Annotated in this window: 20 protein-coding genes and 3 pseudogenes; 14 read left to right on the top strand and 9 right to left on the bottom strand. The window is 45.5% G+C overall.

All coding sequences use genetic code 11. The features are described 5' to 3' along the window. Positions 1-7: 7 nt before the first annotated feature. Together KCV09_RS08760 and KCV09_RS08755 are read right to left on the bottom strand one after the other, a co-directional pair. Complete coding sequence (locus KCV09_RS08760; protein WP_212515044.1) at positions 8-1213, bottom strand: acetyl-CoA C-acetyltransferase; 1206 nt, start codon at positions 1211-1213, stop codon at positions 8-10. Positions 1214-1383: 170 nt separating this feature from the next. Next, positions 1384-2424: an AraC family transcriptional regulator gene (locus tag KCV09_RS08755; RefSeq protein WP_004941225.1), complete on the bottom strand. Its 1041-nt coding sequence runs from the start codon at positions 2422-2424 to the stop codon at positions 1384-1386. Positions 2425-2604: 180 nt separating this feature from the next. On the opposite strand from KCV09_RS08755, the gene KCV09_RS08750 reads away from it, so the two are divergent. The 3 genes from KCV09_RS08750 to KCV09_RS08740 all read left to right on the top strand — a co-directional run bounded on the left by KCV09_RS08750 (position 2605) and on the right by KCV09_RS08740 (position 7651). Continuing rightward, entirely contained in the window at positions 2605-3726 is a 1122-nt protein-coding gene (locus tag KCV09_RS08750; RefSeq protein ID WP_048765846.1) for a CaiB/BaiF CoA transferase family protein, read from the top strand. A 138-nt stretch (positions 3727-3864) separates the two neighbouring features. Beyond that, positions 3865-5109, top strand: a complete 1245-nt coding sequence (locus KCV09_RS08745) for a carbohydrate porin (RefSeq protein ID WP_212515043.1) — start codon at positions 3865-3867, stop codon at positions 5107-5109. Positions 5110-5248: 139 nt separating this feature from the next. Beyond that, complete coding sequence (locus KCV09_RS08740) at positions 5249-7651, top strand: glucose/quinate/shikimate family membrane-bound PQQ-dependent dehydrogenase (protein WP_212515042.1); 2403 nt, start codon at positions 5249-5251, stop codon at positions 7649-7651. Between the two features lie 175 nt (positions 7652-7826). Here the strand turns inward: KCV09_RS08740 and KCV09_RS08735 are convergent, their stop codons facing one another. Both KCV09_RS08735 and KCV09_RS16495 read right to left on the bottom strand, forming a co-directional pair. Further along, positions 7827-8717, bottom strand: a complete 891-nt coding sequence (locus KCV09_RS08735; RefSeq protein WP_212515041.1) for a hypothetical protein — start codon at positions 8715-8717, stop codon at positions 7827-7829. Beyond that, positions 8701-8853 (bottom strand): annotated as a pseudogene (locus KCV09_RS16495) (DUF2515 family protein); the annotation flags it as partial. The pseudogene KCV09_RS16495 and the gene KCV09_RS08735, both read right to left, overlap by 17 nt. Positions 8854-8940: 87 nt before the next feature. On the opposite strand from KCV09_RS16495, the gene KCV09_RS08730 reads away from it, so the two are divergent. The 3 genes from KCV09_RS08730 to KCV09_RS08720 all read left to right on the top strand — a co-directional run bounded on the left by KCV09_RS08730 (position 8941) and on the right by KCV09_RS08720 (position 11572). After that, positions 8941-9246, top strand: a complete 306-nt coding sequence (locus tag KCV09_RS08730; protein WP_228301553.1) for a hypothetical protein — start codon at positions 8941-8943, stop codon at positions 9244-9246. A gap of 204 nt (positions 9247-9450) precedes the next feature. Then, entirely contained in the window at positions 9451-11094 is a 1644-nt protein-coding gene (locus tag KCV09_RS08725) for a nitrite/sulfite reductase (RefSeq protein WP_004943422.1), read from the top strand. Beyond that, on the top strand, positions 11087-11572 hold the full coding sequence (locus tag KCV09_RS08720) for a DUF934 domain-containing protein (protein WP_004941198.1): 486 nt from the start codon (positions 11087-11089) through the stop codon (positions 11570-11572). Before KCV09_RS08725 ends, KCV09_RS08720 begins: the two co-directional genes overlap by 8 nt. A 117-nt stretch (positions 11573-11689) precedes the next feature. Here the strand turns inward: KCV09_RS08720 and KCV09_RS08715 are convergent, their stop codons facing one another. Beyond that, the gene (locus KCV09_RS08715; protein WP_104124829.1) at positions 11690-12319 is read right to left on the bottom strand and encodes a LysE family translocator; all 630 of its coding nucleotides are present in this window, start codon (positions 12317-12319) and stop codon (positions 11690-11692) included. Between the two features lie 137 nt (positions 12320-12456). On the opposite strand from KCV09_RS08715, the gene KCV09_RS08710 reads away from it, so the two are divergent. The 8 genes and pseudogenes from KCV09_RS08710 (at position 12457) to KCV09_RS08680 (ending at position 21244) form a co-directional block, all read left to right on the top strand. Then, a complete protein-coding gene (locus KCV09_RS08710) occupies positions 12457-12909 on the top strand; it encodes an Lrp/AsnC family transcriptional regulator (protein WP_004929605.1) in 453 nt (150 codons plus the stop codon). Positions 12910-13119: 210 nt separating this feature from the next. Then, the gene (gene kdpA, locus KCV09_RS08705) at positions 13120-14817 is read left to right on the top strand and encodes a potassium-transporting ATPase subunit KdpA (RefSeq protein ID WP_212515040.1); all 1698 of its coding nucleotides are present in this window, start codon (positions 13120-13122) and stop codon (positions 14815-14817) included. Positions 14818-14833: 16 nt separating this feature from the next. Then, positions 14834-16849 carry a potassium-transporting ATPase subunit KdpB gene (kdpB, locus tag KCV09_RS08700; protein WP_212515039.1) on the top strand — a complete coding sequence of 672 codons (2016 nt, stop codon included), beginning with the start codon at positions 14834-14836 and terminating at the stop codon, positions 16847-16849. Positions 16850-16858: 9 nt separating this feature from the next. Continuing rightward, the gene (kdpC, locus tag KCV09_RS08695; RefSeq protein ID WP_151815726.1) at positions 16859-17488 is read left to right on the top strand and encodes a potassium-transporting ATPase subunit KdpC; all 630 of its coding nucleotides are present in this window, start codon (positions 16859-16861) and stop codon (positions 17486-17488) included. A gap of 10 nt (positions 17489-17498) precedes the next feature. Then, positions 17499-18624, top strand: a pseudogene (locus tag KCV09_RS16485) (histidine kinase); the annotation flags it as partial. Positions 18625-18680: 56 nt separating this feature from the next. Beyond that, positions 18681-20141 (top strand): annotated as a pseudogene (locus tag KCV09_RS16480) (sensor histidine kinase); the annotation flags it as partial. A 9-nt stretch (positions 20142-20150) separates the two neighbouring features. Continuing rightward, positions 20151-20864, top strand: coding sequence for a response regulator (locus KCV09_RS08685; protein WP_212515037.1), 714 nt, complete (start codon positions 20151-20153; stop codon positions 20862-20864). 167 nt (positions 20865-21031) lie between these two features. Beyond that, the gene (locus KCV09_RS08680; protein ID WP_233746984.1) at positions 21032-21244 is read left to right on the top strand and encodes a TIGR03643 family protein; all 213 of its coding nucleotides are present in this window, start codon (positions 21032-21034) and stop codon (positions 21242-21244) included. Positions 21245-21253: 9 nt separating this feature from the next. Here KCV09_RS08680 and KCV09_RS08675 read toward each other — a convergent pair whose 3' ends face one another. From KCV09_RS08675 to KCV09_RS08660, 4 genes are all read right to left on the bottom strand, one after another. Further along, a complete protein-coding gene (locus tag KCV09_RS08675; protein ID WP_011182656.1) occupies positions 21254-21415 on the bottom strand; it encodes a DUF2256 domain-containing protein in 162 nt (53 codons plus the stop codon). A 3-nt stretch (positions 21416-21418) separates the two neighbouring features. After that, positions 21419-22942 (bottom strand): cryptochrome/photolyase family protein, encoded by a 1524-nt coding sequence (locus KCV09_RS08670; protein ID WP_212515036.1) that lies wholly within the window; start codon positions 22940-22942, stop codon positions 21419-21421. An 80-nt stretch (positions 22943-23022) separates the two neighbouring features. After that, on the bottom strand, positions 23023-24396 hold the full coding sequence (locus tag KCV09_RS08665) for a heavy metal sensor histidine kinase (protein ID WP_212515035.1): 1374 nt from the start codon (positions 24394-24396) through the stop codon (positions 23023-23025). 1 nt (position 24397) lies between these two features. Then, the gene (locus KCV09_RS08660) at positions 24398-25072 is read right to left on the bottom strand and encodes a heavy metal response regulator transcription factor (protein WP_039910149.1); all 675 of its coding nucleotides are present in this window, start codon (positions 25070-25072) and stop codon (positions 24398-24400) included. Positions 25073-25149 lie beyond the last annotated feature (77 nt).

Here is a 25149-nt window from a genome sequence, read left to right as displayed (position 1 = left end):
ATTCTCCTTACACTCGTTCAATGATCGTCGCGATACCCATCCCACCGCCAACACACAAGGTGGCCAGCCCGCGTTTTTTATCTTGACGCTCTAGTTCATCTAGCAGTGTGCCCAAAATCATGGCACCCGTTGCACCCAGTGGGTGACCCATGGCAATTGCACCACCATTGACATTCACTTTATCTTCTGGCACCTGTAGTTCATTGATAAAACGCATCACTACAGCCGCAAAGGCTTCATTAACTTCAAATAGGTCGATATCGTCAATAGTTAAGCCGGCTTTTTGTAAGGCTTTGCGGGCTGCAGGCGCAGGCCCAGTCAGCATAATGGTTGGATCTGTACCGACCAGTGCGGTTGCCAGTACTTTAGCGCGTGGTTTTAACCCTTGCTCTTTGACTGCTTTTTCAGAGGCAATAAGTACAACGGCTGCACCGTCTACAATGCCGGATGAATTTCCCGCATGATGGACATGATGAATTTTTTGCGCTTCTGGATATTTTTGTAGGGCTACGGCATCGAAACCCATTTGCCCCATCATTTCAAAGCTGGCATTGAGTTTGGCTAAACCCTCTAGCGTGGTTTGACCTTTGATAAATTCATCTTTTTCTAAAATCATGACGCCTGAATGATCTTTTACAGGCACGACAGATTTATCGAAATAACCTTGCGCTTGCGCCGCAGCGGCCTTTTGTTGTGAACCGACTGCAAATGCATCGACATTTGCACGAGTATATCCATCGAGGGTTGCAATCAAGTCTGCGCCAATGCCTTGTGGCACAAAAGACGATTTTAAGTTGGTTTCTGGATCGAGCGCCCACGGGCCGCCATCTGATCCCATTGGAATACGTGACATCGACTCTACACCGCCAGCCACCACAACATCTTCCCAGCCCGAGCGGACTTTTTGTGCTGCCAGATTCACAGCCTCCAAGCCTGAAGCGCAAAAGCGGTTGATTTGCACTCCAGCCACATTATCGCTCCAACCAGCGGCAATTGCAGCGGTCTTGGCAATATCGCCACCCTGATCACCCACTGGCGTTACACAGCCCAAAACAATATCATCCACTTTGGCTGTATCGAGCTGATGGCGTTGTTTAAGTTCATTGAGTAAGGTTGTGAGCAAGGTGATAGGTTTTACTTCATAAAGTGAGCCATCTTTTTTTCCTTTTCCACGTGGCGTGCGGATGGCATCGATGATGTAGGCTTCGCTCATCAGTGTTCCTTCTTTTGATCGTCAATATTGTTATGTTTTGCAGTGTAATGGATTTTACCTGCAAGACAATGACGAGAAGGTCATCTGGTCAGTGATGGTTTTTGCCAACGCCATAAAAAAACGTCTGGATTAATCCAGACGTTTGAAGAGACAGAATGCTCAGTGACTTCTTAATGATAGCCGTGCAACTGACGATACAGACCCGGTGTAACTCCGGTCCATTTTTTAAATGCACGATGGAAGGTACTGGTTTCACTAAAGCCGACTTGTTGTGCGACATCTTCAAGCGTCAAATCTGGATTGAGCAGCAAATGAATTGCGGCGTCACGACGTAACGCATCTTTAACCCCTTGATAGCTCTTGCCTTCGGCTGCCAGACGACGACGTAAGGTTTGTGGCGACAGATATAGCATCGAGGCCACATCATTGAGTGTCAGCATTTCTTCGCCAATTTGGCTCTTGAGCACCTCACGAATCCGAGAGGTAAGCGAATTGGTATTCTTAAACTTGATCAGGAGCTGTGCAGGGGCGGCCTTTAAAAACTCTTCAAGGGTTTTTTCGTCTTGGCGAATAGGCAAATCCAGATAATCCGCAGCAAACGTAATTTCGGTGCGTGGAGCATCAAACTGCATGACCGGTGCAAAAAACAGTGCATCGTATTCGTCTGCATGTGCCGGACGCGGATAGCTAAAGTGGACGCGTTCTAACGGCAGGCGACGTTCGATCAGCCATGATGCCAGACCGTGCCAGATCATCAGCATACTCTCGGTAATAAAATGATCGGGATCGAGTGTTTTGGGAATAAGAGGCACTAGACGTGCTTCGTGTTTGTCGCGTTCAAGCGTCACCGACCATTCATCGCCAAAAAGTTTATAAAACTGAGACGATAGCTCAAGCGCTTGGCCGAGAGTTTTGGCATGAATAATCAGTTGGCACATAATGGCAAAGGTACCCAGACGACGCGGCTGCACATCAAAACCGACATGCTCATCTTGAGTGACCATCCACAGCATTTTGATAAAGCGTGTGTATTGTTCTGGGGAAATACGGGCTTTAGGCTGGCGTAATAATTCTGCCTCGATTCCAACGTGGGACAGTAAGGTTTCGACATCCATGCCTAGGCGTTTTACGCCTGTTAACGCCGCATTCACAAAGTGGATACTAATGGTATCGCGGTTTACGTTTAATCCTTCGGTCTCTTTGATGTTCACTTGCAGTTGGCCTAAATGACTTTAAAAAATATTGGATTGGCGATTTACAACACGGGTAAATCATTTTCTTTATGTTAAATTGCCGAAATGATCAAGGTAAATGGCTGAACATGACATTGTGTCCTTTGTTTTACATTTTTATGATGAAGTAAAATAGTCAAAAAGAGTGATAACAAGATCATGAATACCCCATTAGCTGGACTGCGCGTTCTGGATTTTTCAACGTTATTGCCCGGACCATTTGCCACCTTATATTTAGCAGATTTAGGTGCAGATGTCATACATATTGAGTCACCGACACGTCCAGATTTGGTCCGAATTATGCCACCGTATGCCAATGGGCAGGCCACAGCACACAGTTACCTAAATCGAAATAAACAATCGATTACGTTAGATTTAAAAGACCGTGCAAGTATCGAGAAAATTTACGCCAAAATTCAGGAGGTTGATATTGTCGTTGAACAATTTCGGCCCGGCGTCATGACGCGTTTGGGGTTAGATTATGCAACCTTAAGTGCGCTCAATCCGGCTTTAATTTACTGCTCAATTACCGGCTATGGGCAAACTGGAACATATCGGGATCGTGCCGGACATGACATTAACTATGTGGCGTTATCTGGTATTGCTGGATATGGGGGACGTAAGGCATCGGGACCACCCCCAATGGGCATACAAATTGCCGATGTGGCCGGCGGCTCATTGCACGCCGTGATTGGCATTTTAACTGCCGTGATTGAACGGTCAAAAAGTGGGCTAGGTCAGCATGTCGATATTTCAATGACCGACTGTGCTGCTGGGCTAAATGCCATGAGTGCCGCAGCGACATTGGCAGCAGAGGAGCCACCGCGTGCAGAAAGTGAGGTCCTCAATGGAGGCAGCTTTTATGACTATTATGAAACCGCTGATGGACGATACTTCTCGATTGGCGGGCTAGAGCCGCAATTTATACAGGCGCTGGCGGTGGCTTTGGACTTACCGATTCTGGCGCAAAAAGCTGCATCGTTTCTCGATGACGATCGTCTCGCGGTTAAAGCGGCATTAAAAGATAAAATAAAAAGTAAAACTTGGGAGCAATGGCGAGAGATTTTTGCTTCGCTGGATGTTTGTGCCGAGCCCGTTTTATATTTAGAAGAAGCCTTAAATTCAGAATTGGCCGTTGAGCGAAATTGGTCAGTTGAGGTGCCTTTGGCATCGGATTCAGAAAAGGTCGAACGACAACTGGCCTGCCCAATTAAATTTTCACGTTCTGAGGCTCAGTATCGGTTTACCGGGCAGACTTTGGGGGCTGGTCGCTGGGATTGAAGCACCAAAAATGACCACTTGTTAGTTTTTTTTCATAAAAGTTGTAAAAAATGAAGCAAAAGTTACTTTTTTGATGGGCGATTGATTAAAATAATTCGTAACACAATCTCACACAACCACATAAAAGGTTACGTAACAATGAAATTAGGGACAACATTCGCTGTTTCTTGTCTCTCAGTGTTATCACTGAGTATCTGGACGCAACAAGCTGTAGCCGCTTCTGCGTTTGATCCATCAAGCCCATGGATGCTAGGGGACTGGAACGGCAAACGTACCGAATTACAACAAAAAGGCTATGACTTCAGCATGGGGTACACTGGGGAAGTGGCGACCGTACTGGATTCTAAAGATACTTCAAGCCACGGTACAGAATATTCAGGCCAACTGGCACTCGGCACCCACTTTGATTTACAAAAGCTTTTGGGTTGGCAAGATACCGAAGCACAAATTACCCTGACCTATCGTGATGGTCGAAACCTGACCAATACAGCGCCTGCGCTAGCAGGACAGGTGAGTTCGGTTCAGGAAGTTTGGGGACGCGGTCAAACTTGGCGTTTGACAGATTTGTGGATCAAAAAGAAATTTTTTGATCAAGCATTGGATGTGAAGGTCGGTCGTTTTGGTGAAGCTGAAGATTTCAACAGCTTTGCCTGTGATTTTCAAAACCTTGCACTGTGTGGTTCACAAATGGGCAACTGGGCCGGCGATCAGTGGTACAATTGGCCTGTTAGCCAATGGGCGGCACGTGTAAAATACCAAGTGACCCCTGAAGTCTATGCACAAGTGGGCGTATTCGAATATAATCCTGAAAACTTAAAGCGCAGTAAAGGCTTTAACTTAAGTACAGATGGCTCACACGGCGCCTTAATTCCGGCAGAGCTTGTCTGGACACCAAAACTCGGTGCAAACCAATTGAAAGGTGAGTATCGCGCGGGCTATTATTATAGTACTGCCGATGCCAATAAACTGGACGATCAAGGTAATGCACTTGCTGAAACCGGTCACAAACAAGGTGGCTGGATCACGGCAAGACAACAAGTGACTGCTCATCAGGGCAATATAGAACGCGGCTTGTCGATTTGGGCAAATGCCGCATTCTTTGATGACAAAACGAATGCAATCAGTGATGTGCAAAACATCGCGCTCAGCTACATTGGCGCCTTCGATTCGCGTCCAAAAGATGAAATTGCACTTGGTTTTGCCCGTATTCATAAAGAAATCGACGGTTTCGAGAATGAATATAATGCAGAGCTTTACTACGGTATTCATGCTGCAAACTGGTTAACGATTCGACCAAACGTACAATATGTACGCAATGTCGGTGCAATCAAAGATGGAAATAATGCCTGGGTTGGCGGCATCAAATTCCAGACAGTATTTTAATTTGAAATTGTATTAACCAAATTTCTGTTGAGACACACGATCGTTGTGACTCAGCAGAAATTCAGTCGTTATACGAAGTATATGCCCCTCATATACTTCCTATAACAGATTAAAAAAACAATTTATTCGAGGTGGTATTATGTCTCAACCATCTTCAAATTCAGGATTACGAACCTTGACCGTAGTGATAGCTGCGGCGATTGGCCTATTCCTGCTCGTTGGAGGTATCTGGCTCACTGTACTCGGTGGGTCAATTTATTACGTGATCGCGGGCCTTGCATTACTGGTTTTTGCATGGCTATTACGCAAGCGTTCGACAGCTTCATATTGGTTGTATGCCGTATTAATGCTCGGCACAACTATATGGGGTGTGTGGGAAGCTGGAACAGATTTCTGGGCTTTGGCACCACGTTTAGACATTCTGGGTGTATTGGGTCTATGGATTTTAATTCCAGCGATCAGCCGTGGCATGGACAATGCCAAATCGGGCAAAATTGCGCTATCGTCGACGCTTGCAATTGCAATCGTCGTGATGGTTTATGCCATTTTTAACGATCCGCAAGAAATCAATGGTGTGATCAAGAGTGAACAACCTAAAACTGCACAAGCAGTTGAAGGTGTTGATCCTGCCGATTGGCCTGCGTATGGTCGTACCCAAGGCGGTGTGCGTTATTCACCTTTGACTCAGATCAATGATCAAAACGTGAAAGACTTGAAAGTGGCATGGACTTTCCGTACAGGCGATCTCAAAAAAGAGGGCGATTCTGGCGAAACCACCAACCAAGTCACACCAATCAAAATTGGCAATAACATGTATATGTGTACCACACACCAGTGGTTGATTGCACTTGATCCTGCGACAGGTAAAGAAAAATGGCGTTTTGATCCGAAACTTAAAGCGGACAAAACCTACCAGCACTTAACCTGCCGTGGCGTGATGTACTACGATGCCAACAATACCACCGAGTTTGCAACCAGCTTAAAGGCGAAGCAACCGACCGTATCGGCTGAGTGTCCACGTAAAGTGATTTTGCCTGTAAATGACGGCCGTTTGGTTGCAGTAAATGCAGACACCGGTAAAAAATGTACAGACTTTGGTGTAAATGGTGAAATTGATTTACAAAAATCAATGCCATATGCCTATCCGGGTGGTTATAACCCAACTTCACCAGGCATTGTATCGGGTACCACCATTGTGATGGCCGGTTCTGTGACTGACAACTTCTCGACCAAAGAACCATCAGGTGTATTACGTGGTTATGACGTAAATACAGGTAAGTTGGTTTGGGCGTTTGACACAGGTTCAAAAAATCCGAACGCGATTCCTGAGCATCCTGAAGAGTTTGTCAATAACTCACCGAATGCATGGGCACCGTTGGCATACGATCCAAAACTCGATATCGTTTATGTACCAACAGGTGTCGGCACACCAGATATCTGGGGTGGCGACCGTTCTGAGTTAAAAGAGCGTTATGCAAACTCGATGTTGGCCATTAATGCAACAACAGGTCAAATTGTCTGGAATTTCCAGACCACACATCACGATTTGTGGGATATGGACGTACCGTCACAGCCATCATTGATGGATGTTAAAGTAAAATCGGGCGAAACGATTCCTGCGATTTATGTGTTGACCAAAACTGGTAACGTGTTTGTACTTGACCGTCGTAATGGTAAGCCGATTGTACCCGTGACTGAAAAACCTGTACCACAAACGGTTCAGCGTGGTCCACAAACTAAAGGTGAACGTTATTCTGCAACTCAACCTTTCTCTGAGTTGAACCTTGCGCCAAAAGACAAATTGACCGACAAACAAATGTGGGGTGCCACGATGTTTGACCAGTTAATGTGTCGTGTATCATTTAAACGCTTGAATTATGATGGCATTTATACGCCACCATCTGAAAACGGTACTTTGGTATTCCCGGGTAACCTTGGTGTATTTGAATGGGGCGGTATGTCGGTCAACCAAGATCGTCAGGTTGCAGTCATGAATCCATTGGCACTTCCATTTGTGAGCCGTTTGATCCCGATGGATCCAAACCGTCCGCAAAAAGCCAAAGGTGCCGGCACGGAGCAAGGTATTCAGCCAATGTACGGTACGCCGTATGGTGTTGAAATCAGTGCTTTCCTTTCTCCATTTGGTTTGCCGTGTAAGCAGCCAGGCTGGGGTTATGTGGCAGGTGTCGATTTGAATACCCATGAAGTGGTTTGGAAAAAGCGTATCGGAACCATCCGTGACAGCTTACCAAATCTATTCCAGTTACCACCTTTGAAAATTGGTGTACCTGGTTTGGGTGGAACGATTTCAACTGCTGGAAACGTGATGTTTGTTGCCGCAACACAAGACAACTACATCCGTGCATTTAATGTTAGCAATGGTGAAAAATTATGGGAAGCGCGTTTACCAGCCGGTGGACAAGCAACGCCAATGACCTATGAAATCAACGGTAAGCAATATATCGTGATCATGGCTGGTGGTCATGGTTCATTCGGAACCAAGATGGGTGACTATCTTGTGGCCTATGCATTGCCTAACTAAAAGCTAAGATTTCAATCTGATTTGAAAAGAAAGGTGTATTTGCTTCGGCGAGTACACCTTTTTTATTTTCAATGTTGGGTGAATAAACTAACTGATTATGGGTTAAAGCTCATTAGAGTAAAATAATGATAAGAGTTCATTAAACTAAAAAAAGGCAATAAGCTTAGTATTACGATTATTTCACAAAAGGCCAGACATCTGGATCAACATAATCCTGATCGATTCGATAACCATTTTCAATGGCCTCTTTTTCAGCCATTTCTCTAGCATTCTGGTTTTGTAAAAGCTGTTGTTTAAATGCTTGCTCTAGCTCTTTTGAGGTGATTTCGTAACCATTAGGAATAGAGTTTCTTTCATCATACCGAATGGTTTCCAATGCATAGCGAACGATATATTGTTCTTTACCGTCTTCTGTTTTTTTAGTTTGTTTTAATCTAATGCTGACAAAAATACCATTGGCATATAGACGATATCCAATCGAGTTTCCAACGCTTTCACTTATAATTTTTTGCCACTCTTCGTAACTGAAGATATAACTAGGGTCGATAACATAACCAGATTCCATTAAATATCGAAGATTATCTTCTTTTGCGATGCGCGGCATACTTCTTATAAAATAATTTTTCCATCCTGCCTGATTGATTCGTTTCATTAACTCGACATAACCTTGGTAAGCATGTTCGGGCGTTACAAACTCTTCTTTATTTAAACCTGAGTTAATGCGAAGTTTTTGAATCCCATCCTCTGAATTAAATGAAGTGCCTAAAACGGAAAAGACATGATCAATCACCAAGCTATTTTCACCATTTTCAATCTTGATCTTTCCTAAATTCGGGGGAGAAAAATCTAATTCTTTAAATCCAGCACCAGAAGGGTGGCTTTCGGAACGGTTAAGCTGATGCTGAGCAAAATCTTCAAATCCATGTTGGCCGAAATGTAAAGAATAAGGCGGTTGATTCATGGAATTTTTCTCTAGTTTTTTTGGGGCTGGTTGACAAGCAGTGACAAGTAAACTGATGAGTAAACTTATGATGAAATAAGTAATTAGATTAGATTTTTCCATCATTACTGTCCTTGCCCACTTTAAAATCTGCTTGACTGTTGCCCCAGCCTGCAATAATTCCCAATTCCTTTTCTAAAAAAGAACGGCCCTTATCGTCCAACATTAAATCGTGATATTTTTCGGCTGCTTTTTCAATCCATCAAGTTATTCAGAAAAAGGCGCTCAGCTTTATATCACTCAAAGATTTGAATCCAGTCAACCCTATATAATGAGCACTGTAGAATCGATGGAGATTATTGTTTGGCTATTTGACCCCAATATTGAGAAAATTCGTTACGATTTACAACAACTACAACAAAATTTAAGAGACTTCACTACATTTTCCACGCAAATAGAGTGGGTGCATTATTATCTTCGCTATTTATGTCCAATTTTTAAAAAACAAAGTCAACAAGATTCATGGATGAGTCAAAGTTTTGATTTCTTTTTTCAAACAAAAGAGGATTATTTAATAGGTCATATTCCCAATACTCAAATTTCAGATTTAGATATTGAATTCAAAGAAATTATACGAGCTAGCGTATCGATATAAGACAGGTCATTTAGCTTACAGTCCGAACAAAAAGATTTACAATAAAAAGATTCATCGCAAGAGTATGTATTTTAGATGAGATGTAAAACCGCACAGCACTCTTATCAATAAAATCGTTATTAAATATCCAAAAAAAGCATTTTGTTGATGAATCAAAGCTCGTTATGCTAGACGCCTTTATAATGAATCTACTAGCCATACGCCATGTATTTATATACTGATTTCGATCAACAGTTGATTAATGAACGCGTTGCTCAGTTCCGTGATCAAACCGAACGCTACTTAGCTGGAAAGCTCACCGAAGATGAATACCGTCCATTGCGTTTGCAAAATGGTCTTTACGTACAGCGTTATGCACCGATGCTGCGTATCGCGGTGCCGTATGGCTTGATGAATTCAAAACAATTACGCAAAATTGCAGAAATTTCAAAAGAATATGACCGTGGATATGCACACGTTTCTACGCGTCAAAATATTCAGTTGAACTGGCCAGCACTTGAAAATGTACCCGATATACTGGCAGAGCTTGCTACAGTACAAATGCATGCCATTCAAACCAGTGGTAACTGTATTCGTAATACCACTACAGATCAGTATGCGGGTGTTGTTGCAGGTGAAATTGCCGATCCGCGCCCGACCTGTGAATTGATTCGTCAGTGGAGTACTTTCCATCCAGAATTTGCGTTTTTACCACGTAAATTCAAAATTGCGGTGTCTGCACTTGAAGAGAAAGATCGTGCTGCAACGTCGTTTCATGACATTGGTGTCTACATTGTCAAAAACGATGCCGGTGAGATGGGCTACAAGATTAAAGTGGGTGGTGGTTTAGGCCGTACCCCAATTATTGGAAGTGTCATTCGTGAGTTTTTGCCACGTGAAGACCTCATTGCCTATTTAGATGCCGTCCTTCGCGTATACAACTTACACGGCCGTCGTGATAACAAATATAAAGCACGTATCAAAATTTTGGTCAAAGCTTTAACACCTGCGGTATTTGCTGAGAAAGTAGAAGCCGAGTTTGCACAAATCCGCGAATCTTTAAAAATTCAGCCTGAAGTGTTAAATAAACTGGATCAGGTGTTCACACCATTTACTTATCAAGCGTTGAACGACGAAGATTTTAGTACAGTGTTTGCCGAGCATCCAAAATTCAAGCAGTGGTACAACATCAATACCAATGCCCATAAAGTCAAAGGCTATCGTATTGTAAACATTAGCTTGAAGCGTGCAGGGGTTGCGCCAGGCGATATGACCACAGAAGAAATGAATTTGATTGCGGATCTGGCAGACCAATATACCTTTGGTGAGCTACGTACCACACACGAACAAAATATTTCACTGGTCGATGTGCCTCAAAAAGATTTATTTGCCTTGTGGCAAACGCTTGAGCAGCACAATATGGCCCGTGCGCATATTGGCTTCCTGACCGACATTATTTGCTGTCCGGGAGGGGATTTCTGTTCATTGGCAAATGCGAAATCGATTCCAATTTCAGAAGCCATTACGCGTCGTTTTGAAGATCTCGATACCATCTATAACTTGGGTGAACTTGATCTGAATATTTCAGGCTGTATGAATGCCTGCGGTCATCACCATGTCGGTAATATTGGTATTTTAGGCGTGGATAAAAAAGGCGCAGAATTTTACCAGATTACGCTCGGCGGTAACGCAGATCACGATGCTTCGATTGGCGACATCTTGGGACCATCGTTTGCAGCCGATGCCGTGCCTGATGTGGTAGAAGAAATTTTAAATACCTATCTGGATTTGCGTCAGGATCAAGAACGTTTTATCGATACCTATCGCCGTGTTGGCATTCAACCTTTTAAGGAGCGCGCATATGCTTAATCCAGCATTACAGGTGCTTGCTAAAGACGGCAGCATTGCAGATAACACCTATCAACCGATTGCCGAAGACGGTGTGATTCCGGCAGGGGATGTGGTGGTGACCACTGCACAACTGGATCAACTTACCGCGATCCAAGGCAAAAAAGCGCTATACATCACGGTGAATGACTCACCAGAAACGCATCAATTTCCGCTGGATCAGCTCGATGCGATTTTTATTGAGTTTGCAGGTTTCAATGATGGCCGTGGTTATTCCTTTGCTGCATTGTTGCGCCGTCAGGGGTATCAAGGTGAACTACGTGCAGTCGGTGATATTTTCAAAGATGTACTGAACTACTTAAAACGTTCTGGCTTTGATACGTTTGTCATTAAAGAAGGCAAAGACATTCAGGAAGCTGCTGCGGGCTTAAATGACTTCCGTCAACCGTATCAGGCTTCTACAGCCGTTCCTCAGGCCGACTATCAAACTGGGGCTTAAACCAGTTGACATTAAAAAAGCGGGCTTAAGCCCGCTTTTTTAATTGCTGACAAATGTGTTCGGGCCATTTAAATCAGATCATGGTGTATGTGAGTATCACGTTCTATATCAGGCAATTTAAACCAAATGATGAGATTGATCGATTAAAAGTAAGCTCGCAATGATGATCATCAATGCACCCGAAACTTGGCTGATACGCTGTGCCGCATGTGGCCGGGTTTTGAGCAGTGCATGAGAACCAAAACCTACCGCATAATAAATCACGCTACATGTTGCCAGATGAATCATCCCCAGCACTAAAATTTGGGTTGAAACAGTAAAACCAGAAGATAAATCGATAAATTGTGGCAGCAAAGCAAAAAACAATAAAAATACTTTCGGATTTAACCCGCTAATGCACAGACCTTTAACCAACCAGTGCCGTGTCTGACTCGTGGTAGTGAGTAACGCGGAAGAATGACGAAGCTCAGCGGGATTTTTGAGTAAGCCGATTCCGAGCCAGAGTAAATACAGTGCACCTGCTGCTGTTAATACCTGAAGCAATAGAGGTGAACCATTTACAATCGCACCAATGCCTGTGGCGACAAGGAGTGTACTCAACGCATGCCCGAGCAGCAGTCCAAACACAGCAGGAATCACCACTCGTCCACGGATCCCCGCTGTGATGGCATAAGCCCAATCGGCGCCGGGAGTTAAAATAAACAACGCGGAAACACCCCAAAATGTCAGCAAGGTATTCATATTCATTGTCATCTTCCTAAATTGAATAAGTACAAGCGGGCGTATAAGAGCGTAATGGTATGTAGAAAAGCATAGCCAGAACAGATTAGAATGTGTTGTTAATGACTTGCTCAAAAAATGATAAAAAGGAGAGTTTCTTCTAAATGGATAAGATAGATAAGAAGATTCTTGCGGAACTTCAGCAAAATGGACGATTATCCTTGACTGAGCTGGCTGAAAAAATTGGTTTGAGCCTGTCGCCGTGCCATCGTCGTGTACGTGCACTCGAAGAATCAGGTGTGATTCGGGGGTATCGTGCCCAGCTTGAACCTGCACTGATTGGACTACAATTTGCGACCATTGTGTTTGTCACGCTACGCGATGGTGACAAAGCCTCGGTGAGCGCATTTGAAGAAGCGGTGATCGAGATTCCACAAATTGTGCAGGCGCAGCGCCTCTTTGGAGATCCTGATTATATGCTGCATGTGGTGACTAAGGATTTGCTGAGTTTTCAAAAACTCTACGATGAGCGCCTTTCGGCTATGCCGAATGTACAGCGTTTAATTTCGACCATGGTCATGAAAAATGTGGTTACTGATCGTTTGTATCCTATTTAGTCAGGTAATATAGTTTTCATTTGAGCTAATCGATGAATTCGCATTGATAGCTACCAGAAATCGATGTGTAATCTGTCTTAAAAAGAGGAATATCAAAGCGGTTATTAAAAAATTTACACAAAATTTACGCCCTGTGTTTTTTGATATATAGAGAATTTACGCATTAAATTTCCATACTAATGTCAACGTATTTAAACGATGGCATTTGCAATGTGGGAATTTATAACCGTGTTTGTGCTTGCGCTGATTTTGGCCTATCCGCTCGGTCATTATCTTGCCGATGTGATGCAAGCCAAACCGATGAAAAGCGATCGTCTGTTTCGTTGGATCGAACAGCCTCTCTATCGAACACTCGGCGTTCGGCAAACTGGAATGAACTGGCGGCAATATCTGGGCGCGTTCGTAATAAGTAACGTGGTGTTACTTGTAGTGAGTGTAGTGATCCTCATGACGCAGGCATGGCTTCCACTCAATCCAGACCATGTTCCCAATATGAAATGGGATTTGGCCTTACATACCACCATTTCTTTTTTAACCAATACCAACCAGCAGCATTATTCGGGTCAGGCACAGCTCTCTTATTTGTCACAAATGACCGTAATTGTGGGCATGCAGTTTTTATCACCGATCATTGGTTTGGCCTTGCTGACGGCTATGCTGCGTGCACTTTTCTTACAATCGGGTAAAACCCAAAGCAAAGACAAACAACATTGGCAAGAGATTAATCTTGGCAATTACTGGCTGGATTTGATACGTCCATTACTGCGCTTCTTTTTGCCTTTAGCTTTTGTTTTTTCATTGCTGCTGACATGGCAAGGTGTGCCTGCGACATTATCTGGCGGGCCGGTTGCGCAAAATCTGGATCAAAGTGTCGAAGTCAAAACACAGCATATTCCATTAGGGCCAGTCGCGCCGATGGTCGCGATCAAACAGTTGGGCAGTAATGGCGGAGGCTGGTATGGCCCAAACAGTAGTGTGCCACTTGAAAATCCAACGCCGTTCTCCAACGTGATTGAAATGCTGGCGATCTTACTGATTCCATTGTCTGTGGTGTTTATGATCGGACGCTTTGTACAGCGCCGTAAACTGATGTGGATGATTTTTGGCACCATGCTGCTGATGTCGTTGGCATCTACCATGTTGTCGATGTGGACCGAAAAATTTTCACTCTTACCCAATCTGGCACAAATGGAAGGTAAAGAAGTCCGCTTTGGGGTGGAAGCTTCTGCGCTGTGGAGTAGTTTGACCACGCAAGTGAATAATGGCTCGGTCAACATGATGCACGACTCGTCTTCACCCCTAAACGGTTTGGTGCAGCTCTGTAACATGTTAATCAATGCCATTTGGGGCGGTATTGGCTGTGGCGTGTTGCAGTTCTTTATTTACCTGCTTCTTGCAGTGTTCATTGCAGGCTTAATGACGGGACGCACCCCCGAGATTTTCGGCAGAAAAATTGAAGTCACCGAAATTAAATTACTGGCTTTTGTGATCTTGCTGCAACCCGTCGTCATTTTAGGGCTTACCGCACTCGCGATTGCTTTTCCGTCATTGACGGCCAACTCCAATCCGGCCTTTCATGGCATCAGCCAAGTGTTTTATGAATATGTTTCTGCCTTTGCCAATAACGGTTCTGGTTTTGAAGGTCTGGGCGACAACACGGTGTGGTGGAATTTAAGTGCAAGTGTCGCGCTATTGGCGGGCCGCTATAGCGTGCTCATTGTGCCTGTATTAATCGCAGTCAGCTTAACCACCAAGCCTAAAGCCACAGAAGGTAAAGGCTCATTGCATATCGAGTCACCCACCTTTGCCCTCACACTGATTGGCATTGTACTGATCTTAACGGTATTGCAGTTTATGCCAGTACTGGTTTTAGGCCCAATCGCAGACTATCTGTCGGTCCATATTTAACGCTGGAGCACGCATTATGAACTCGTCTCATGCGAACAAAATCACGATCTTGAATAAAGAAATTATTCAACAAACTTTTTATAAACTGCTCCCGCAGCATGCATTTCGAAATCCGGTCATGGCGTGTGTGTGGGTCGGTACGGTACTTACCGTCGTGGCGACACTTATGGGCAGTACCAGTCTGGGCTTTGGTTTGCTTTTGACACTGATCTTGCTGGTCACGGTCCTATTTGCCAACTACGCCGAAGCAGTTGCAGAAGCCAAAGGGCGCGGGCAGGCTGCATCATTGCGTCAAGCACGTGAAAATCTGATGGCGAATAAACTCACCGATCTTGATTCACCTCAGACACCTGAGCTGATATCGGCCAATCTACTTAAAAAAGAGGATTTGGTACTGATCAAAGCGGGCGAGATTATACCCGCCGATGGTGAGATTGTGCGCGGCTTTGCCACTATTAATGAGTCGGCGGTGACGGGTGAATCTGCGCCTGTACTGCGTGAAGCCAATACCGACCGCTCTGGTGTGATTGCGGGCACGAAAGTGCTGACCGATCAGATTGTTGTGCGTGTGAGCAATGAAGCGGGCCATAGCTTTCTCGATAAAATGATTGCACTGGTCGAAGGAGCAAACCGTCAGAAAACGCCGAACGAAATTGCATTGGGAATCTTATTAAATATCATGACCATCACCTTTATTGTGGTGGTGGTGACCTTGCCTTTTATTGGCTCAATGGTAGGCATCAAGATCAGTGTAGTTTTACTGGTGGCTTTATTGGTCTGCCTTATTCCGACCACCATTGGCGGTTTGTTACCTGCAATCGGGATTGCTGGCATGAACCGTGCCCTAAAAGCCAATGTATTGGCTAAATCGGGTAAAGCGGTTGAAGTCGCTGGTGATATTGATGTGTTACTGCTAGATAAAACAGGCACGATTACCTATGGCGATCGGCAAGCCACGGCGTTTTATCCACTCACTGGTATCGGGATGAGTGAGCTGCGTCAGGCGGCTATGATGACCTCTTTTGCCGACCCGACACCAGAAGGGAAGTCGGTGGTGAGTTTAGCCAGAGAAATGGGCGAAACTGTACAAGAACCCGAACAGGCAGCGTTTATTCAGTTTAGTGCAGCGACTCGTTTATCCGGTGTCGATCTAGCCGATGGTCATCAAATTCGTAAGGGCGCGCTTGATGCAATTTTGGGATTCACTGGGCAAGATATCCGCAATAATATCGAGCTAAAAACCCGCGTAGAGCAAGTGGCATCTAAGGGTGCTACGCCGCTGGTGGTTGCCGCTAATCATACGATTTTAGGCGTGATTGAATTATCGGATGTGATCAAGCAAGGTATTAAAGAGCGTTTTGCTTTACTGCGCGAAATGGGCATCAAAACCATTATGGTGACAGGTGATAACCCACTGACCGCAGCCGCGATTGCCGCAGAAGCTGGAGTCGACGACTACATTGCCGAAGCTAGACCAGAAGACAAGCTGGCCTGTATCCGAAATGAACAAGCTGAAGGAAAACTGGTGGCCATGGTTGGCGATGGTACCAACGATGCACCTGCACTGGCACAGGCCGATATTGGGCTGGCCATGAACTCGGGGACTCAGGCGGCCAAAGAAGCCGGTAATATGGTCGATCTGGATTCAGACCCAACCAAACTGTTGGATGTGGTTGAAATTGGTAAACAGCAACTGATTACCCGTGGCGCATTAACCACCTTTTCATTGGCCAACGATGTTTCTAAATACTTCGTGATTTTACCGGCCTTGTTTGCTGTTGCGGTACCGCAGCTTGAGGTTTTAAACATTTTGCACTTGGGTAGCCCAAAAAGTGCCGTGATTTCGGCATTGATTTTTAACGCCTTGATTATTCCAATGTTGATTCCACTGGCACTCCGTGGCGTCAAGTTTAAACCTGCCAGTGCGCTACAACTGCTACGCCGTAATATGCTGATCTACGGCGTGGGGGGTGTCGTGTTCCCGTTTATTGCCATCAAACTGATTGATCTTGTGGTCGCGGTGTGGATTTAGGAGCCAACGATGAATACTTTATTGAATCATTCAGATTTACATGCAACTGCTGTGGAGTCATCGACTTCGTTATGGCGAGCCAGTATCGGGCTGGTCGTGGTGGGTTTTGTGCTCTCGGGTGCTCTCTATTCGACAGCCAGTGTGTCGGTTGCACAGCTTATTTTTCCTGAACAGGCCAACGGTAGTCTGATTGAACGTGACGGTAAAATTATAGGATCGAGCTTGGTGGGGCAGCAGGTTAAAAGTGCAGCCTATTTTCAGCCACGCCCGAGTGCCAGTAATTACAGTGTCGATGGGATGTCGGGAAGTAATCTGGCAGTATCTAATCCGCAACTGCAAAAGCAGATTCGTGAGCGTAGCATTGCTTTTGCTCAAAGCAATCAGATTGGTGGTGCTCAGGTGCCAGATGATATGATCACCGCATCGGGCAGTGGAATAGATCCGGATATTTCTCCAGAAGCTGCCCAGCTACAGATTAAACGCGTTGCACAGCAACGTCGTTTGAGTGAGCAGGAGGTTCGTCAACTGGTGATGCAATATACCCAAACGCCGCAATTTGGACTATATGGAGAGCCGCGTGTGAATGTACTCAAGCTGAATCTGGCACTGGATCAAGGCTCGACCCAACCCGCTCGATAGGACAGAACTGATGCAGATTGACCGCAATGAAAAAGCCGATGCTTGGTTGGCGCATACGCAACGTGAGCAATCTGGGCGTCTTACCATTTTTTTAGGTGCTGCACCCGGCGTGGGTAAAACCTATGCCATGCTCACGCGGGCGCATGAGCTGATGCAGCAGGGCAAACAGGTCGTTGTGGGGGTAGTAGAAACTCACGGTCGTGCCGATACAGCGCGGTTGATTGCGGGTTTAAACGTGATTCCACGTCGAGTGGTCGAGTATCAAGACCGTAAACTTGAGGAAATGGATTTAGACCAGATTCTTCACATTAAGCCTGAAATTGTGCTGGTCGATGAACTGGCCCATCGTAATGTGCCGGGTAGTCGGCATGAATATCGCTGGCAAGATGTCAATGAAATTCTGGATGCCGGAATCAATGTTTATAGCACCCTCAATATTCAGCACCTAGAAAGCCTAAACGATGTGGTGTATCAGATTACCGGCATTCGCGTGACCGAAACTGTGCCCGATGCGTTACTCAAGCGATTGAAAGATATTCGTCTGGTCGATTTGCCTGTGCCTGAACTGCTTGAGCGCATGAAACATGGCAAAATCTATCTAGACGATATGGCACCGCATGCCTTGCAGGGCTTTTTTAAACCTGCACATTTAACTGCACTGCGTGATCTGGCGATTCAGACTGTGGCGGGGCAGGTCGAAATTGATTATCGGGAAAAATCTGTGGCGCAGGGGCGCATCGTCCCGATTCAGAATCATGTGATGCTGGCCATCGATGGTTCTGTCTTTGCTGAGGATCTGGTGCGCCGTGCCCACCGCATTGCCGAGCGACGCAATGCAACGTGGAGTGTAATTTCAATTCAAAAAAGCAAAACCTCCTCGGCGCAAAGTCTGGCTGTGAGCAAAGCATTTAATCTGGCACGTAAACTGGGTGCCGACACCTATTTGCTTTACAGTCATCAGATTGCGCCAACCATTTTGCAGGCGGCCTATGATTATGGTGCCTCAAATATTTTGCTGGGGAAAAGTCCCAAAAAAACACTTCTTGAGCGTATTCGCTCCGAGCATATTGCCGATCAGCTCCTCGACAAGCAGCATCCCTTTGAAATTACCTTTGTACAACCACTCAAAGCAACATCGTATTCGGCACAGCCTGCTGTGCCCGATCAAACATGGCTGCAACAGTACACCCATTTTCAGGCGCGAGAACTGATCGAAAGCATTTTGATTGTACTGGCAGGATTTATTATCGCGGCCATCAGTGATCATTTTATTGGCTATACCGAGCTGGCGCTGATTTTTGTGGTGACGGTGCTGGTGGTGGCCATGCGCGCCCGAATGCTCATGACCTTGCTGAGTGTTTTCGTTTGTTTTTTACTGTACAACTACTTTTTTATCGAGCCCCGCTTTACCTTTAGGATTAGCGCAGAGCGTGGTGTGATTACCATCGTGATTTTTATTTTATCGGCTTTACTGGTTGGGCGTCTGGCCAATCAGTTACGCGCACAGGTACTGAGTTTAAGGGTGGCCAATAGTGTATCGCTGCAACTGCAAGAGCTTGAGCGTAAACTCTCGACGTGCGTAGATATTGCACAGGTGCTTGGTGTATCTAAACAGCATCTGGAGAGTGCACTGAAAGCCACGGCATGGTTAAGAGTGGGGGAACTTGAGGCGGGTGATCGGAGTCAGTTAAATCACAAAGACCACATTGCAGCCGACTGGACACAAAAAAATGGTCAGCCCTGTGGGCGTTTTACCAATACCCTGACCCAATCTGAGTGGTGGTTTAATCCGCTCAATCTGGCGGGGGAGCATGGTGTGATTGCACTGCGCTTTCATCCCGATTTAGACGTGATCAGTTTTGAGCAGCAGCGTTTGGCCGAGCTGATGATTGAAGATATTGCACAAACACTGGCGCGGGTTTTACTGTCATTTCAGCTCGAAAACTCACGAGTGGTAGCCGAAACCGAGAAACTGCGATCAGCGCTCTTGTCATCGGTATCGCATGACTTACGTTCACCTTTGGCCGCCATGATTGGCTCGGCAGATACGCTAAAATATTACAGTGCGCAATTGTCAGATACAGATCGGGACAGCCTGCTCGACACCATTCACATCGAGGGCGAACGGCTTGATCGTTATATCCAAAATCTACTCGATATGACGCGTTTGGGCCATCAGGGGCTGACGTTAAGCCGTGCATGGATCAGTATCGATGAGTTGATAGGATCGGCGACCCAGCGTTTAAAACGCTATCAACCCAATATTCAGATAGACACACACATTGCGCCGAATTTACCCGCTTTGTATGTACATCCGGCATTAATCGAACAGGCATTATTTAATGTGCTTGAAAATGCAGCCAAGTTTTCACCTGATGCTGTTCCCATTCAGGTGCAGATCAGTGCAGTCGATGAGCAGTTTCAGATTGATATCATCGATCTGGGCATCGGGATTCCCGAGCAGGAGCGTGAGCAAATTTTTGATATGTTTTATACCATGCAGCGTGGTGATCGGGGTAAAACTGGTACTGGGCTTGGGCTTGCCATCGTAAAAGCCATTATCGGGGCACATATGGGGAGCATTGAAGCAATGGCTGGGCCGTATGGTCAAGGCACCCAAATTCGAATACGATTACCTCAACACCAAGAATAACGATGATTTATGCCGCATAGCTTTAATACACAGGCCTCGATTTTGATTATCGACGATGAGCCACAGATTCGTAAATTTCTCGATATTGCCTTACGCGCGCAGGGTTATGCGGTGCATGTGGCTGAAACCGGTATGAAAGGGCTGGAAATTTTGGCCTCTCAAGGGGCAGATCTGCTGATTTTAGATTTGGGCCTATCCGACATGGATGGTGCAGAGGTATTAAAAGAGATGCGGCAATGGTCGCAAATTCCGGTCATCGTACTCTCTGCACGTCCAGACGAGCAGCAAAAAATTAAGTTGCTCGATGCGGGTGCCAATGATTACGTGACCAAACCATTTAGTATTCAGGAGTTATGTGCCCGGATTCGGGTGATGTTTCGTCAGCAACCGAGTCAAAGTGAGCATAATCTGGTTTTTAATGATGGACAGCTTTTTGTCGATGTCGCGGAGCATAGCGTGAAACTGGCTGGAGACGAGGTGGTACTCACCAAAAAAGAGTTTCAGCTACTGGCCTTACTCATTCGGCATCAGGGTAAAATTGTGACCCAAAAGCAGATTTTGTCGGAGCTTTGGGGCATTACGCATGAAGAGGACACGCATTATTTGCGTATTTTGGTCAAAAAACTTAGAACTAAGCTGGGCGACTCAGCGCTACAACCGCATTATATTTTTACTGTTGCGGGCATCGGTTTGCGCTTTCAAAGTGATGTTGGTAGCGCTTAACGAGATGAGACCAAGGCGTCTGACATCACAAATTCTTCACCTTCATTTCGCTAAAGTGATGCACTAAAATCGCTGTGTTGTCTTAGCAACCCCTAGTCAATATCAATGGTGAACGTGTGACCCAGACCCGTGAATATCAAGATGATGAGATTTCCCGTATTATTGAAATGGCGTGGGAAGACCGCACGCCGTTTGAAGCGATTGAGCGAGAGTTTGGCTTAAATGAGTCGGCTGTGATTCGTCTGATGCGCCAGCATATGAAATCGAGCAGCTTCAAGTTATGGCGTGAGCGAGTCACTGGGCGTAAAACCAAACATTTGCAACTGCGTTCACCCGATGTAATTCGTGGTTACTGCACGCGCCAGTATAAACATCATTAAGCCTTGAGTTTAGTGCGCTGTCGATGTCTTGGCGCGCTCACGCTTGGCTTCACGTTTGCAGCGCTCTGAGCAATAGCGCACTTCGTCCCAGCAGCGCTCCCATTTTTTACGCCACGTGTAACTGCGCTGACAATATTCACAAACTTTTTCAGGAAGATGCTGTTTTTTCATGGCTTATAACTGATCCAGATGTGTAAGTAAGTGTTCTGCATGCGCCAGTACTTTGTCCTGATCTTGCATTTTGTCTAGACTACGATAGACCATGTGCATGCGTGGATTAGAACGAAAAAATGTTTCATGGCGCTTTACAAAGTGCCAGTACAGGCTGTTAAACGGACAACTGTCGTGGTCTGTTTTGGTTTTAACGTTATAGTGGCAGTGCTTGCAGTAATCAGACATCTTGTTGATATAGTTTCCCGAGGCGGCATAGGGCTTACTGGCCATCAAGCCCCCATCTGCATGCATCACCATTCCCAGTGTATTGGGCAGTTCGACCCATTCATAGGCATCGGCATACACTGCCAGATACCATTCGCAAATTTCTTCAGGTTTTATTCCAGTTAAAAGTGCAAAGTTGCCTGTTACCATGAGACGTTGAATATGGTGCGCATAGGCATGCTCTAGCGTATTGCGGATACACTCGGACATACAAGCCATTTTGGTTTTGCCAGTCCAGTAGTAGGCGGGTAAGGCACGGGTATTATTGAGCGCATTTTCCTGAGCGTAATCGGGCATATTCAGCCAGTAAATACCCCGAATGTATTCGCGCCAACCCAAGATTTGCCGGATAAAACCTTCTACAGCATTGAGCGGGGCTTTGCCTGCATGATAAGCCGCTTCGGCCGCTTCACAGACTTCTTCCGGCGAAAGCAACCCACAATTGAGATAGGGAGATAGCAGGCTATGAAACATAAAATCGCTTCCATAGACCATGGCATCTTGGTAATCGCCAAAATCATTGAGCATGTGTTCAATAAAATGTGTCAACGCTTTTTGAGCATCACTGCGGGTGGTGGCCCAGCGAAAGTCATCTAGGCTACCCAAATGATCTTTGAATTCACGTTTGACCAGTGCAATCACATCGTCATCGATAGCATCGCGCTTAAACTGCAAACGTTCAGGCAGTGGGGTTTTACCCGACCATGGCTTACGGTTTGAATGATCGTAGTTCCATTTTCCACCTTCGGGCGAATCGTGCTGCATCAGGTAACCCGTTTTTTTGCGCATCTCTCGGTAAAAGTACTCCATACGCAAGACTTTATAGCGAGCAGCCCAGTGCCGAAACTCGTTTAATCCACAAAAAAAGCGATCATCTTCTAAGCACTCAACGGGCACCTGTAGTTTTTTGGACCATTCCTGCTCGATCTGTTGCTGTAAACGGTATTCGCCGCAGTGTGTGACCACAATCGCCTCGGCGTTTAAGCGCTTTTGCTGCTGCTCTACATAATCGAGTAATGATCGAATGGGGCTTTTGGCTTCGTAGACGTGATACTGGATTTTCCAGCCATCTTGCTTAAGTGCCTTGGCAAAGTGGCGCATGGCACTAAACAACAGTGCAATTTTTTGTACATGATGCTGAACATAAGTGGCTTCATCGACCACTTCTGCCATCAGGATCACGTCTTGCTCACGATCCAGAGCCTTTAAGGTGGCCAGTTGCTGGCTGAGCTGGTCTCCCAAAATCAAACCAAGTCGCATGCGCAGTCCATGAACTAAATGAGTTAGTTTTAGCCTAAAAGAATGGCGATCAATTTTTTGTGAATTTGTGCAATCTTAATTTAGTTCACCGGAAAATCCAGCGTAAAACACACGCCATTTTCGCTTTGATGTACGCTTGCTCGTCCATTATGAAGCTGCATGATCGACGCGACAATGGATAGACCCAAACCACCGGAACGGCCTTGTTGATGGCGTGAAGATTCGCACTGATAAAAGCGTTCAAATACATGCGGCAAATGCTGTGCCTCAATCTGAACGCCCTGCGTCAATACGGCAATCTCGACATATGTACGCGTATCTAAAACATGCTGCTGTACTTTAACTTCTATTTTACCGTGCTCAACGCCATGTAAAATCGCATTTTCAATCAGATTTGAGACAGCGCGCTGAAACAGTTGATGATCTGCCACAACTGAGCTGGCTTCAAGTTGTGCCCTGATCTCGATGTGTTTTTCGCTGGCCATTAAATCGTAAAAGCTCAGCAAGACTTCTAAGGCATCCTGTACATTGAGTAGTTCTGTGTGCAGTTGGATTTGCTGTTGATCGGCCCGAGCCAGAAATAACATGCTGTCAATCATACGTTTTAAACGTGCATATTCTTCCAGATGAGACACCAACAGATCTTCATAATCATGTGAAGTACGAGATTCTGAGAGTAAAATTTCGGTTTGCCCGACCAGATTGTTCAGTGGTGTGCGAAACTCATGCGCAATATTTTCAGAGAATCGATTTAACTGCTGATACCCAGCCTCGATACGTTGTAACATATGATTAATTGCATCGGTTAAAAGTTGTACTTCACTGCTTTGATGCGCCACCTGAATCCGATGTTGTAATGACTGAATATCGATTTGCCGGGTTTGCTCGGTCAGCTCGCGAAGCCCTCTTAAGCCAAAGCGGCACAACAGCCAGCATAGAAAACTCACCATCGCGACGCCAAGCAGCAAGTACTTGATCAGATCATCGCGAAATGAATATAAAATGCCTAAGCGTTCCGACCACTGCTTGCCTGCAATGAGCTGATACGAAACACCATTTAGACTAAAATTTTTCCATGCCAGACGCGTTGCATTACCCATCTGATGAACATTTAAAAAAGCAATCTGTTGGCTCGCTTGCAACTTTGGAATTGGGATATTCAGCGGGTTGATATCGATGAGTTTTTGTTGGCCCTGAATCAGAATAAATAAGTTGTCCTGATTGCCGAGCATATTTTGATAAATTTTAGGTTTGGCTACAATTTGCTGTACGTTGTCGCTGTCTTGAATCAACACCTCCAAACGTTCAATACGTGAAGCTAAAGCCTGATCTTGCTCGCGCACCAAAATACGGTCTATACCCAAATAGGTCAGCACGCCCACTAGACACAAAATGAGTGCACATGCCGTGGTGACCAGTAAGGTAAGCCTAAACTCGAGTGAGCGAACGTTCATTTTAAGGAGTCTCTTCTGAAAGCTTATAACCCAAACCACGAATGGTATGAATCAGTTTGAGGTTGCTGGCATCGTCGACCTTACTGCGTAAGCGGCGGATGGCAACGTCAATAAAATTGGTATCGGTATCGAAATTGATATGCCAGACCTCGGAGGCAATTTGCCGGCGAGACACGATTTGGTTGGCGTGCTGCAACATAAAGCGCAGCAGTTCAAACTCTTTTTTGCTCAGATCAATCGGTTGATCTGCCCGATACGCTTTGTGCTGTAATAAATCCAGACTGAGGTCGGCTAATTTCAGCACATTCTCGGGCTGTATGTTTTGCCGACGCAGCAAACTGCGAACCCGCGCCAGTAACTCAACATACGAAAAAGGTTTGGCCAGATAATCGTCTGCACCGAGTTCTAAGCCTTTCACGCGGTCGGGAATCTGGTCTTTAGCGGTCAAAAAAATCACCGGCACTTGCGAAAACTGACGCAAGATTGTCAAGACCGACCAGCCATCCAGATCGGGCAGCATCACATCCAGAATCACCAAATGAAAAGACGCTTGTCTCAATCGCTCCAAAGCTTCGAGTCCAGTATGTACACATTCGGCCTGATATCCCGATTCGACAAAGCCCTGAACCAGATAGCGCGCGATTTTGACTTCATCTTCTACGACAAGAATACGCATCATGCGACGTTCCATTTCTAAAATGACAAGACTGTAATCCAACTGTCATGTTGCAGCTGAAGGGAATCTCTAGAATA

The sequence above is a fragment of the Acinetobacter soli genome, assembly GCF_018139125.1.
In the GTDB taxonomy this organism is placed as follows: domain Bacteria; phylum Pseudomonadota; class Gammaproteobacteria; order Pseudomonadales; family Moraxellaceae; genus Acinetobacter; species Acinetobacter soli.
The sequence above is the reverse complement of the archived record's forward strand: the minus strand, read 5'-3'. Positions and strand labels throughout refer to the sequence as shown.